The sequence below is a fragment of the Streptomyces macrolidinus genome, from assembly GCF_023887685.1.
GTDB lineage: Bacteria > Actinomycetota > Actinomycetes > Streptomycetales > Streptomycetaceae > Streptomyces > Streptomyces macrolidinus.
This window is the reverse complement of record NZ_JAMWMR010000003.1, coordinates 32,902-45,341: the sequence shown is the minus strand read 5'-3', so window position 1 is coordinate 45,341 and position 12,440 is coordinate 32,902. Positions and strand designations below refer to the sequence as shown.

Here is a 12,440-nt window from a genome sequence, read left to right as displayed (position 1 = left end):
TAGGTGCGTAAGGGGGCGCCCGGAATCTCCGGGCGCCCCCTCTCACGTACACGCGCCGTACGTCAGCTCCGGGTGGTGCACTTCGGCAGGTCGGCGGTCTTCCCGGTGCGGATGTCGTCCAGGGCGTTCAGCGCGTCCTTGATCGTGCCGACCTTGACGAGCGTCAGCCCCTTGGGGACGTCCTTCGCGGCTGCCGAGCAGTTGTCCTTGGGCGTCAGGAAGTACTGCGCGCCCTTGTTGCGCGCGCCGAGCGTCTTCATCTCGATGCCGCCGATCGGACCGACCCGGCCGTCGTCGTCGATGGTCCCGGTGCCGGCCACGAACTTGCCGCCGGTGAGGTCGCCCGGGGTGAGCTTGTCGATGATGCCGAGGGCGAACATCAGACCGGCGCTGGGGCCGCCGACGTCGGCGAGCTTGATGTCGATGGTGAACGGGAAGGTGTTGTCGGTCCCCGCGGAGATCCCGACGATGGCCCGCTCCTGGCCGCCGTCCTGGGACTCCTTCGTGGTGATCGTCACATCCCGCGTCGTGGTGGCCTTCTTGTGCGCCTTCACGGCGGCGGCCTGCTCCTTGGCGGGCACGATCGTGAACACGACGTCCTGGCCGGGCTTGTGCCGGGTCACCAGCTTGGAGACGTCCGCGGGCTCCTTCACGGCGGTCCCGTCGACGGCCTTGATGACATCGCCCGCGTGCAGCTTGCCCTCGGCGGGCGACCCCTTGAGCACGGTGGAGACGATCACCCAGGACGTCACGGGGATGTGGAGCTGCTTCAGCGCGGCGACCTTGGCGCTCTGCTGGGACTGGCTGAACTCCTCGGCGTTCTCCTGGCTCGACTGTTCCTCGGTCTTGCCGTCCGGGTAGAGCGTGTCGTGCCGGACGACCAGGCTGTCGTGCGCGAGCCAGCCGTAGATGGCCTCGACCAGGTTCATGTTGTAGTCGGCGCTGGTGACCCGGACCGTGGTCATGTTCAGATGACCGCTCGCCGGATAGGTCTTGTGCCCGGTGATCTGCAGCACCGGCTCGCCACCGTGCTCGGCCAGCGTGTTCACCGTCGGACCCGGAGAGATCTCCGAGTACGGCACGTTGATGAACACTCCCGCGCACAGGAGCGCGATCAGCATCAGGGTGGAGGCGAGCATCGTCGCGGTGCGGCGTGGCATGGAACGACAGTACGGGACGGTGCTCTGCGCACACCTCCGGGGCCGTACGCGCGTGAGGGCGGCCCCGAGGTACGAGGGCCCTCAACTGCCGGAGTGGGACTTCTCCATGGCCTCGCGGAAGCGTGCGTAGCCGGCGAGTTCGGAGCCGTCGCCCGCGCCCGTACGGTTGCGGCCGGCCCAACCACCCCACAGTCCGGCGCCGATCCCAGCGACAAGCGGAATCAGCAGCCACGCGAGCGCCGCCATGCCGACCTCCCAAACCATGAGTGTCCGCCGCTGACTGATCAGCAGACTAATCATCCGCACTGACAACGCTCACGGGAGGGGTGCGGTTACGCAAGCTGAGTCCGATGAGTACTCGGTTAACCCTATGAGACGTATGGCGACGCACACGCATGAGCCGTGCGTCGCGGGCCGGGCGGCGGGATCAGCAGGCCCCCACCCACTCCTCCGTCCCGTCGGAGAACCTCTGGTGCTTCCAGATGGGCACCTCGTGCTTGAGGTCGTCGATCAGCTTGCGGCAGGCCTCGAAGGCCTCGGCCCGGTGGGGACACGACACGGCGACGACGACGGCGAGATCACCGACCCGCAGCTCCCCGACCCGGTGCACCGCCGCGAGAGCCCGCACCGGGTAGTCGGCGACGACCTTGTCCGCGACGCGCCGCAACTCGGCCTCGGCATGGGGATGGCACGAGTACCCGAGCGCATCGACGTCGGCCCCGCCGTCGTGGTTGCGTACGGTCCCGACGAACAGCGCGGTCCCGCCGGCGGCGTCGTCCCCGACCGCCCGGAAGACCTCGTCGAGGGAGAGCGGGGTCTCGCGGATCGCGAGCAGTTTGACGGGCTCGTCCGCTGCCTGTTCACCGAGGTGATCACTCTGAGGTGCCATGTCCCCATCGTGCCGTACGCCGTCGGTGCCGGGGACGGACACCGCGGAAGAGACCACGGCACACACACGCGTGTGTGTGCTGATGTGTGACGTGTGAGGCCTACAGGCGCCGTCGGGCCTTCCGCGCCCGGCGTACCACCGCCGCCGCGCCCAGCAGCGCGACCGTCGCCCCGGCCGCGCCCGCGGCCGTCGCGTCCTTGCGGCCCAGGCGTCGGCCCACCACGGTGTGCCGCCCGGCGACCTCCTCCAGCAGCTCCGCGAGGACCTCCTCGTTCGTCCACTGCGGACGCCACCCGGCCTCGTGCAGTCGGCTTCCGCTGACCACCCAGGGGTACATCGTGTACGCGAGGTCCCCGGCGGGCGAGGGCGTGAGTCCGATCCGGTGCAGCCGGGCCGCCGCGCCGAGGGCGACCGCGGAGGGCAGTTCCATCCGCCGGATCCCGCTCAGCTCCTCGACCTCCTCCTGCTCCAGCCATCCGTCGCACCCCACGGCCAGTTCCCCGTCGACCTTCTCCAGGGCGGCGTACTCCAGGGCACTGCACAGATCCTCGACGTGGCAGAACTGCCAGGCCGGCCGCGACCCGGCCACCACCAGCAGCCGCGGCGACTCGAAGTACCTGGTCAGCGCCGTGTCCGTGCCCCCGATGAGGACCGCGGGGCGCACGACGGTGACATTGAGCCCCGGATGGGCGCGCGGCGCCCGCCGGCCGAGCCGCTCGATCTCCAGCAGGTCCCCGACGCCGGTCGCCTCCGCCGTCGCCCGCAGCTCGGCGTCCTCGGAGAGCGGCAGTTCGTTGTCCGGGAGCGCCCCGTAGACCATCGCGGACGTGCACAGCACCACCCGGTGCACCCCGGCCGCCGCGGCGGCCGTCAGCACCGTCTGCGTGCCCCGGACGTTGTACGCCGTACGCGCCGCCGCGTCCGTCTCCAGATCGAGGTCGAGGGCCAGGTGCACCACGACGTCGGCGCCCCGCAGCTTCTCCGCGATCGCCGGGTCCCGCACGTCCAGGATGTGCCACTGGGCCGCCGCGCACTCCCCGCGCCGCTCGTCGATGGCGACGACCTGTTTGACCTCGTCGCACGCGGCGAGCCTCTCGGTGAGCAGCGCGCCGATGCCGCTCGCCGCGCCCGTGACCGCGACGACGGGCCCGCGGGCGGAGGACTCGCCGACGCGCTGCGCCGACGCCCGGGGGCTGTCGTCGGCCGACGGACGGGCTGATCGGTTTCGCGCTGCGCGAACCTGCGGATCTGGGGAACTCACCAGGCGTCTCCAGCGGTTGTCTTCAGTACGGACGCGACGTACGCGTGTGTACCAGGTGGCATCCATCCTGCCGCAGGCCAGGAGTAGGCGAAGCACTCAGGCTCGATCCGGCCGGGGTGTCTACGCTGGTGGTGTTGTCGGGCAGCCAGCCGCCGGAAGGAACCGGTGGCCTTACCAGCCGAGGAATCCCGTGAGTGACACCCCATTCGGATTCGGCCTTCCGCCGGAGGAGCCGGAGAACGGCGACGAGGGCAAGAAGAAGGACCAGCAGAGCGGCGGTGGTCAGGGACCGGCCAACCCGTTCGGTTTCGGGCTGCCCGGAGCCGGCGGCGCCGGCGCCGACAACCCGCTCGCCGCGATGTTCGGTTCCCTGAACCCCACCGACCTGGGCGCCGCCTTCCAGCAGCTCGGCCAGATGCTCTCGTACGAGGGCGGCCCGGTGAACTGGGACATGGCCAAGCAGATCGCCCGCCAGACCGTCTCCCAGGGCACCGCGGACGGTACGAAGGACACGAGCGTGAGTCCTGGCGAGCGCTCCGCCGTCGAGGAGGCCGTCCGCCTCGCCGACCTGTGGCTCGACGACGCGACGTCGCTCCCGTCCGGCGCCGGTTCCGCCGTGGCCTGGAGCCGCGCGGAGTGGGTCGAGGCGACCCTGCCGGTGTGGAAGGACCTGGTCGACCCGGTCGCGGAGCGTGTCGGCGCGGCCATGGGCGATGTCCTGCCGGAGGAGATGCAGGCCATGGCGGGCCCGCTGATCGGCATGATGCGCTCCATGGGCGGCGCCATGTTCGGGACGCAGATCGGGCAGGCCGTCGGCGTGCTCGCCGGTGAGGTCGTCGGTTCGACCGACATCGGCCTGCCGCTCGGCCCGGCCGGCAAGGCCGCGCTGCTGCCTTTGAACATCGAGGCGTTCGGCAAGGACCTCGGTGTGCCCAAGGAGGAGGTGCGGCTGTATCTCGCGCTGCGCGAGGCCGCCCACCAGCGCCTGTTCGCGCACGTCCCGTGGCTGCGCTCGCATCTTTTCGGCGCGGTCGAGGGCTACGCGCGCGGCATCAAAGTCGACACGGCCAAGCTGGAGGACGTGGTCGGTCAGTTCGACCCGCAGAACCCCGAGGAGCTTCAGCAGGCGCTCCAGCAGGGCATGTTCCAGCCGCAGGACACACCCGAGCAGAAGGCGGCCCTGGCCAGGCTGGAGACGGCCCTGGCGCTCGTCGAAGGCTGGGTGGACGCGGTGGTGCACGCGGCGGCCAAGCCGCGCCTGGCCTCCGCGGACGCCCTGCGCGAGACCCTGCGCCGCCGCCGCGCCTCGGGCGGTCCGGCCGAGCAGACGTTCGCGACGCTGATCGGCCTGGAGCTGCGCCCGCGCCGGCTGCGGGACGCCTCACGCCTGTGGGCCTCGCTCACGGACGCGCGCGGGGTCGACGGCCGCGACGGCCTGTGGGCCCACCCGGACATGCTGCCGACGGCGTCCGACCTGGACGACCCGGACGGCTTCGTGCACCGCGAGCAGCTCGACTTCTCCGAGCTGGACAAGATGCTCGGCGAGGCGGCGGGCGGCGGCATCGCCCCGAAGCCTGACCTCGAGAAGCCCGAACCCGAGAAGGGCGAGGACTCCGGGGAGGACGGCAAGGGCGACGGCCGCGAGTGAGCCTCCATGACGACGCGGTCCTCGTGGTGAAGGGCTACGAGGACCAGCAGGAGCTGCGCCAGGTCTATCTGGATCACTTGGCGGCGCATCCGGACGGCATGTGGAAGTCCTGCGCGGACGGGCACATCACGGCGAGTGCGCTGGTGATCGACCCCGAGCACGGCCGTGTTCTGCTGACCCTGCACAAGAAGCTGCGGATGTGGCTTCAGATGGGCGGCCACTGCGAGCCGGTGGACACAACGCTGGCAGCCGCCGCGCTGCGCGAGGCCACCGAGGAGTCGGGCATCGAGGGTATGACCCTGTTGTCCGGCGGCCCGGTGCGCCTGGACCGCCATTCCACGCCGTGCGCCTGGCATCTCGACGTCCAGTACGCGGCGCTCGCCCCGGCCGGAGCCGTCGAGGCGATCAGCGACGAGTCGCTGGACCTGCGCTGGTTCGCGTACGACGACGTCGCGGGCGTGGCGGACACATCGGTCGTACGACTGCTGGAGGCGACGCGCGCGCGTCTCTGAGCGCCCGCCTCCGAGAGACGGCGAGAGGTAAGAGGTGACCGCAATGGCGGTCACCCCTTACTCGTGCTCAGCCCTTATGCCTGCTCAGTTCCAGACGTTGCCCTGGTTCTGTCCTCGCGCCCCCTGCTGGCCCATGCCGTACTGGGCCCGCAGCCCCTGTCCGATCGCCGCGTTCTGCGGGGGCAGCAGCTCGCTCGGCTGGATCAGCGCGTATCCGTTGCCCATGAAGCTGAGCTCCCAGCCCTCACCGGTGTTGCCGCGGCGGCGCCACACCCCGGAGGAATGCGTCTGGGCCTGCATCTGGACGCGCAGGCCGGTGGACCAGGCGACGATCGCGTCGGCGTCGCAGTTGACGTAGGTGTCCGGCCTGACCTGCATCACCAGGGGCGCGCCGGACGTCATCAGCGCGACCTTGCCGCGGCCGGTGATGTTGAGCTGGTACTTGCCGGAGCCCGAGATGCCGTACAGGCTGTCGACGGCGATGACCTCGTAGTGCAGCGCGGAGTCCATCGCGAGGACGTAGTCGCTGTCGACGGTGAGCCCGTCCTGCTCGACGTCCATGATGTGCACGTGCTGGGCGAGGTTCGCGAGGTAGACGGTGCCCTGCCCGTGGCAGCGCATCAGGTCCAGGCCCTCGCCCGTGTACGCACGCGCGTGCTGCTGGTTGTTGCTCTGGTACTCGGCGTCGAACTCGACGAGCCCCTGGTAGGCGACCATGGTGCCCTTGCGCGCCAGGATGTCGTCGTGGCCCTCCAGCAGGACGCGCAGCATCTGCGGGTTCTGCAGGCCGTAGCGCTCCTGGGTCTGCTGCTCGTTGTAGGCGAAGAGCGTGCTCTGCATGGTGTGCGGTTCCCCCTCAGCCCCGGATCCGGAGACGGTCGGTGCTGTCCTCGCTGGGCTGGACGACCACGATGCCCTGTCCGGAGAACGCCATCTGGTACGCCTCGCCGCTGCCGCGTCCGATGAGCGACTGCGCCTTGAAGCTGCGCTTGCCCTTCACCTTCAGGTTCGGGGACCAGGCGACGAGGGCGTCCGGGTCGACGTAGGTCTCGTCCTCGCCCCTGCCGCAGTCGACGACGATCGGCTTGCCGCGCGAGGTCAGCGCGACCCAGCCCTGACCGGAGATCGTGGTGTTCCACAGCCCTTGCCCGGTGAACTTCGCGAGGCCCTTGACGCGTTCGACACCCCACTGGAGATGCGCGTCCAGGGCGAGCAGGTTCGTGGCGTTGACGGAGATCGCGTCCCCATTGAGGTTGATGACGACGACGTTCGCCCCGTAGTCGGCGAGGTAGAGCAGGCCGTCACCGGAGCACTTCATGAGGGGCGCGCCCTCCCCGGTGATCCAGTCCCGTGCGATCTGGCGCACGGCGGACGGGTTGGGCTCGTACTGGATGAACCCTTCGTAGGCGACCATGGACCCCACGCGCGCGAGGAGGTCGTTTCCGGTCTGCATGGCCACCTTCAGCATCTGGCTGCCGTGGTTCTCCATGCGGGCGGTGACGGGTGCGGGGGCGAAGCCCGCGAGTGGCTGGTTCATGACGGGCTCCCTCAGACCTCGTAGGGCTGGACGACGACGAAGTTGCCGGGCGCGGCGCGGAATTGGAGGTTCACGCTCTCGCCGGTGTCCCCGGGGTAGGCGTTGTGACGCATCCGTACCTGGCTGGAGACGATCACCTGCGCCGCGGCGGACCAGGCGACGACCGCGTTGCAGTCGGCGAACGTCGTCGGGGTGACGGGCAGCACCACGGGCGCGCCGTGGGTCTTCACGACGACCGTGCCGGTCCCCTGGAACTGGAGGGTGAACAGGGCGCCGCCGGGGATGCCGTGTCCCTCGATGCGCCGGACCTCGTACTGGAGGGACTCGTCGAAGGCGAGGACGTTCTGCGCGGAGACGCAGATGGCCTCCCCCTGCAGCTCGATGGGGTGCAGATAGGTGGCGTCATCGGCGAGGAACACCTGTCCCTGGCCCGTGCAGCGCATCAGCTGCATCTCCTGGCCGGTCGCGTTGCCCGTGATCCGTCCGACGAAGCCCGCGCCCTTGTAGCCGAAGTCGACCTTGCCCTGGTAGAGCACCATGCTGCCCTGCTGGGCCAGCACGGGCTGACCGCCGATGCCGAGGTCGACGCGGACGAGCTTCTTGTTCTGCTGCGTCCACCGCTGCCCGGTGGGCGTCTCCTTGAATGCCTGGAGCGCGGCGGCCACACCGGCACCGCCCTCCGGGGCGCCCTGGGGGACGCCGTACGGAGAGGGCGCCTGTCCCGGGGGCTGGCCGTACGGGGCCGGGTGCCCGTAGCCGGGAGGCGGGGTCGGCTGTCCGTATGCGGCGGACTGCGGGGGCTGCTGCCCGTGCCCCGGAGGCGTCGTGGCCGGTGGCTGCGCGCCGTATCCGGGCGGCGGGCCGAGGGGCTGCTGGTACGGCGCGGGGTGTTGGGGTGGGGGCGGTGGCGGCACGGTCCCGCCCGGCGGGGTGGTCAGCGGCGCGACGATGGTGGCCGCGGCGTGCACGGACGGCGCGGGCGCCGGAGTGTGCGGTGCGGCGTCCAGCGGCGGGGCGGGCTGCGGCTGCGGCGGTACGGGGGCAGGCGCGGGCTGCTGCGGGGCCGGGGCGGGAGCGGGCTGCTGCGGGGCGGGCGCGGACGGTGCGGCGAACGCGGGGGGCGCGGCGGCCTGGGCGGGCGGCGCGAACCCCGGTGCGGTGTTCTGCGGTTGCTGCGGGGCGGGCGTCTCCTCCTCGAGGACCTCACCGCCGAAGTTCCTCAGCAGCGCGTCGAGTCCGCCGTCGAAGCCCTGGCCGACCGCGGCGAACCGCCAGACGTCCTTCAGATAGAAGTCGCCCAGCATGACGGCGCGTTCGGTGGTGAACTCCGAGCCGTTGAACGGGTAGCGGGCGACCTCCTCGCCGCCCGCGACGATCCGTAGGTATCCGGGCCCGATCTGCGACATCTGCCCGCCGCCGTCGAGCGTCGCCGTGAACGACAACTTCTGGATCTGCGGCGGGATCCTGTCGAGCGTGACACGGAAGGACTCCGTGTCACCCGCCTGCGGACCGAGCAGTTGAATGGACTCCTCAGGCGTCTTCGGCTGGTTGAAGAAGACGAAGTACCGGTCGTCCGAGAGCCGTTCGGCCGCGTCCAGGCCGAAGCAACTGATGTCGAAGGTCAGTCCGGGCCCTGAGATCTGCACACCTACGTACAGATCCGTCCCCGCGGTGAGGTCGCTGATCCTGGCCTTGTGGCCGCGCTGGAATTCCCTGGCCATGCGTAACGAACGTCCCCCATCACGAATATGAGTGCGTCGCGCCAGGCTAACGGCAAAACCCCGACGGGGGCGGAGCGGGTACAGAGCCGGTACACAACCGTCTCTCGCGCGTCTCTCTCCGCTGCTCGGCGCTACTCGGTGCGCGACGGGGGCTGATGGGGCAACCGGCCCGCCGCGACGACCCCTTCGAGATAGCCGCGGGCGCGCTCCGTGCGGGGATACGCCTCCAGCAACCGCCAGAAGCTCGGCCCGTGTCCCGGTACGAGCAGATGCGCGAGTTCGTGCAGGAGGACGTAGTCGACGACGTACTCGGGCATGCCCTGCAACCGGTGCGACAGCCGGATGCTGCCCTCGGACGGCGTGCACGAGCCCCAGCGTGTGTTCTGGTTGGTGACCCAGCGGACGGAGGCCGGCCGCGCCCGCCCGTCGAAGTACTGGTCCGACAACCGCCCGGCGCGCTCGGCCAGTTCGGCGTCACCGAGGGACCGCTTGCTCTCCTGGGCGGCCAGCTTGTCGAGCATGACGGTCACCCAGCGCTGCTCCTCCGCCTCGGACATGCGGGCGGGGATGAGGACGACGGTGCGACCGCCCTCGCGGTAGGCGGAGACCGTGCTGCGGCGGCGCGTGCTCCTGCGCACCTCGACCGGGCTCACCTCGGCGTCGCTCGGCGGTCGGCTCGTCGTGCTGCGCAGTCGCTGTCCGGCGTGGTGCAGTGGGTCGGCGGGCACACTCCGACGTTACCCGCTGGGCACGGGGGAAGTCCCGCCTCCGAACAGTTCCGTGCCGATCGACACCCCGGGTGCTTGATTCGTACGACGAATCCCGGCACCTGTGGACAACTTTCGGCACGCACCTCCCCGGCACCGGCATGCTGGCAGACGTCGAAGGAGCGGAACATCCTCCGACGAACGGGGACATACGTCTGACTACGGGAGCCGGTCATGCATCCGATGGTGAAGCCCGCGCTGCGGCGCGGCTGGCGGGATCTGAACACCGTGCAGTTCGGCATGGCACCCGCGCACGCGATGGTGCTGGGCCCCGTGGACACGGCGACGGGCAGCTTCCTCACGCTGCTCGACGGCACCCGTGGTCTGCCGCTGCTGCGCGAGGAGGCCCGAAGCATGGGGCTGCCCGACGGGCATGTCGACACGCTGGTGGAGAACCTGTCCGACGCGGGCTTGCTGGACGACGCGACGGGCGGTGGCGCTCAGGCCGCTGCCCTCCGTGCCAAGGCGGCCGTCCTGGACCGCCTCCGCCCCGACCTCGCATCGCTGTCCCTGATCACGCGCGCGCCGGGCGAACCCGCCCGGCGCCTGGCCGCCCGGCGCTCCCTGCGGGTCCAGGTGCGGGGCGCGGGCCGGGTGGGGGTCGTCCTCGCCTCGCTGCTGGTCGGCGCGGGCGTCGGCGAGGTGGATGTCCGCGACACGGGCCGCGTCGAGCCCTGGGACGTGGCGCCGGGCGGTCTGCCGGCCGACTCGATCGGCCGACGCAGGGAGGAGGCGGCCCGCCGCGCGGTACGAGCAGCGGCCCCGGACCGGCCACCGCGCCGCGAACGCGCCGCCCAGCGCTCTCCCGGCGGCGGCCCCGACCCCGGCTACTCCCTGGTGATCCTCGCACCGCGCGACGGACTCCAGGTCCACGCGCCCGACCCCCTGACCGGCGAGTCGCTGATCTCCTCCGGAACTCCACATCTGTACGCGGGTGTCGTGGAGGGCACGGGGGTCGTGGGCCCGCTCGTCCTGCCGGGCGAGACAGGCTGCGCGGGCTGCCTCGACCAGGCGCGCGCCGACCGGGACCACACCTGGCCACGGCTGGTCGCCCAGTGGCGCTCCGGGCACCCGCGGCCGGTCCAGGCCTGCGATCTCGCCCTGGCGACCGCCGTGGCGGGAGTCGCGGCCGGGCACGCGCTCGCCTTCCTCGACGGCGAGACACCCTCCAGCGCGGGGACACGCTGGGAGGCGTCCGTGCCCCGACTCGACTGGCACGCGCGACCGGTGTGGGCGCACGCCGGATGCGGGTGCGGCGCGGCAAAGAGCGAGGCGGCGGAGAAAGGTAAGGAAGAACACACCCCGGATATCGAGGAGACGCACGAGACAATGGCCGGGCAACGGCCGCCGAGGAACCTGGTCCGCAGGACACACGCGGCACGGCCGTCAGGGACTTGGAGGGCGCATGTCTGATCTTCCCCGGAAGGCGGTCACCCGAACCGCCAAGCTCGCCGCGCTCCCGCTCGGCATCGCCGGGCGGGCGACCTGGGGACTCGGCAAACGGATCGTCGGCGAGCCCGCGGAGATCGTCGGCCGCGAACTCCAACAGCGCACGGCCGACCAGCTCTTCAAGGTGTTGGGCGAGTTGAAGGGGGGTGCGATGAAACTCGGGCAGGCCCTGTCCGTCTTCGAATCGGCGCTTCCCGAGGAGGTCGCCGGGCCGTACCGCGCCGCCCTGACGAAGCTTCAGGAGGCGGCCCCGCCGATGCCGACACGCGCGGTGCATGCCGTGCTGGAGGAGCGCCTCGGCGCGGAGTGGCAGACGCTGTTCCTGGAGTTCGAGGACAAGCCGTCGGCAGCCGCCTCGATCGGCCAGGTCCACCGAGGGGTGTGGCACGACGGCCGGGAGGTCGCGGTCAAGGTGCAGTACCCGGGTGCGGGCGAGGCCCTGCTCTCGGACCTGAGCCAACTCAGCCGGTTCGCCCGGCTGCTGGGCCCCCTGGTCCCGGGCCTGAACATCAAGCCGCTGATCACGGAGCTGCGCGACCGGGTCTCCGAGGAGCTGGACTACGGGCTGGAGGCGCAGGCGCAGCAGGCACACGCGGAGGAGTTCGCGAACGACCCGGACGTGATGGTGCCGGCGGTGGTGCACCAGTGCGAGCAGATCCTGGTGACCGAGTGGATCGACGGCATACCGCTGTCGGAGGTGATCGCCGAGGGATCCCAGGAACAGCGGGACCGCGCCGGCCAGTTGCTGGCCCGTTTCCTCTTCTCGGGCCCGGCCCGCACGGGCCTCCTGCACGCCGACCCGCATCCGGGCAACTTCCGCCTGCTGCCCGGCCCGGACGGCGCATCCCACATGGAGAGCTGGCGCCTGGGCGTCCTGGACTTCGGCACGGTCGACCGCCTGCCCGGTGGTCTGCCCGCCCCGATCGGCCATTCGCTGCGCATGGCCCTGGAGGGCGACGCCGGGGCGGTGTACGAACTCCTCTGCGAGGAGGGCTTCGTCAAGGACTCCATCGAGCTGGACCCGGATGCGGTGCTCGACTATCTCCTGCCGATCATCGAACCGGCCCAGGCCGACGAGTTCACCTTCACCCGGGGCTGGATGCGCAGCCAGGCGGCCCGGATCGGTGACCCGCGCTCCCCCGCGTACCAACTGGGCAAGCGGTTGAACCTGCCGGCCTCGTACCTCCTGATACACCGCGTGACCCTGAGCACGATCGGCGTCCTGTGCCAACTGGGCGCCACCGTCCGCCTGCGCGACGAACTGGAGGAGTGGCTGCCGGGCTTCCTCGCGGCGAAGGAACAGGCCGAGGGGCAAGCGGAGGAGCCGGCAGAAGAGCAGGTGGAGGTGCCGGAGCAGGAACCAGCGAAGGGCCCGGTGAAGAGCCCGACGGTGGAACGCGCGGAGGAACCTGCGGTGGAGGCCTGAGGCGCCCAGGGCCTTACGAGGGGCCCTGGGCGCCGGCGGCCACAACGCACCGCGGGGGCCGGTCCGTGCG

General features: G+C 71.1%; 12 protein-coding genes. 4 read left to right on the top strand and 8 right to left on the bottom strand.

Annotation, left to right across the window (positions count from 1 at the left end; genetic code table 11):
- Positions 1-62 precede the first annotated feature (62 nt).
- From NGF19_RS04255 to NGF19_RS04240, 4 genes are all read right to left on the bottom strand, one after another.
- On the bottom strand, positions 63-1,160 hold the full coding sequence (locus tag NGF19_RS04255) for a YlbL family protein (protein ID WP_252422277.1): 1,098 nt from the start codon (positions 1,158-1,160) through the stop codon (positions 63-65).
- A gap of 81 nt (positions 1,161-1,241) precedes the next feature.
- The gene (locus NGF19_RS04250; RefSeq protein ID WP_252422275.1) at positions 1,242-1,460 is read right to left on the bottom strand and encodes a hypothetical protein; all 219 of its coding nucleotides are present in this window, start codon (positions 1,458-1,460) and stop codon (positions 1,242-1,244) included.
- 127 nt (positions 1,461-1,587) lie between these two features.
- Positions 1,588-2,049 (bottom strand): molybdenum cofactor biosynthesis protein MoaE, encoded by a 462-nt coding sequence (locus tag NGF19_RS04245; RefSeq protein ID WP_252422273.1) that lies wholly within the window; start codon positions 2,047-2,049, stop codon positions 1,588-1,590.
- Positions 2,050-2,149: 100 nt separating this feature from the next.
- Positions 2,150-3,310 (bottom strand): SDR family oxidoreductase, encoded by a 1,161-nt coding sequence (locus NGF19_RS04240; RefSeq protein WP_252422272.1) that lies wholly within the window; start codon positions 3,308-3,310, stop codon positions 2,150-2,152.
- A 190-nt stretch (positions 3,311-3,500) separates the two neighbouring features.
- Here NGF19_RS04240 and NGF19_RS04235 point away from each other — a divergent pair, with 190 nt between their 5' ends.
- Together NGF19_RS04235 and NGF19_RS04230 are read left to right on the top strand one after the other, a co-directional pair.
- Complete coding sequence (locus tag NGF19_RS04235; RefSeq protein WP_252422270.1) at positions 3,501-4,958, top strand: zinc-dependent metalloprotease; 1,458 nt, start codon at positions 3,501-3,503, stop codon at positions 4,956-4,958.
- Positions 4,955-5,470, top strand: coding sequence for an NUDIX hydrolase (locus tag NGF19_RS04230; protein ID WP_252422268.1), 516 nt, complete (start codon positions 4,955-4,957; stop codon positions 5,468-5,470). The genes NGF19_RS04235 and NGF19_RS04230 overlap by 4 nt, the downstream gene beginning before the upstream one ends.
- An 84-nt stretch (positions 5,471-5,554) precedes the next feature.
- On the opposite strand, the gene NGF19_RS04225 is transcribed toward NGF19_RS04230, so the two are convergent.
- From NGF19_RS04225 to NGF19_RS04210, 4 genes are all read right to left on the bottom strand, one after another.
- A complete protein-coding gene (locus tag NGF19_RS04225; RefSeq protein WP_252422266.1) occupies positions 5,555-6,310 on the bottom strand; it encodes an AIM24 family protein in 756 nt (251 codons plus the stop codon).
- Positions 6,311-6,326: 16 nt separating this feature from the next.
- On the bottom strand, positions 6,327-7,007 hold the full coding sequence (locus NGF19_RS04220; RefSeq protein ID WP_252422264.1) for an AIM24 family protein: 681 nt from the start codon (positions 7,005-7,007) through the stop codon (positions 6,327-6,329).
- Positions 7,008-7,018: 11 nt separating this feature from the next.
- A complete protein-coding gene (locus tag NGF19_RS04215) occupies positions 7,019-8,728 on the bottom strand; it encodes a TerD family protein (protein WP_252422263.1) in 1,710 nt (569 codons plus the stop codon).
- 131 nt (positions 8,729-8,859) lie between these two features.
- Positions 8,860-9,456: a M48 metallopeptidase family protein gene (locus tag NGF19_RS04210; RefSeq protein WP_252422262.1), complete on the bottom strand. Its 597-nt coding sequence runs from the start codon at positions 9,454-9,456 to the stop codon at positions 8,860-8,862.
- A 213-nt stretch (positions 9,457-9,669) separates the two neighbouring features.
- On the opposite strand from NGF19_RS04210, the gene NGF19_RS04205 reads away from it, so the two are divergent.
- On the top strand, positions 9,670-10,908 hold the full coding sequence (locus NGF19_RS04205) for a TOMM precursor leader peptide-binding protein (protein ID WP_252422261.1): 1,239 nt from the start codon (positions 9,670-9,672) through the stop codon (positions 10,906-10,908).
- Positions 10,901-12,370 (top strand): ABC1 kinase family protein, encoded by a 1,470-nt coding sequence (locus tag NGF19_RS04200; protein ID WP_252422260.1) that lies wholly within the window; start codon positions 10,901-10,903, stop codon positions 12,368-12,370. The genes NGF19_RS04205 and NGF19_RS04200 overlap by 8 nt, the downstream gene beginning before the upstream one ends.
- Positions 12,371-12,440 lie beyond the last annotated feature (70 nt).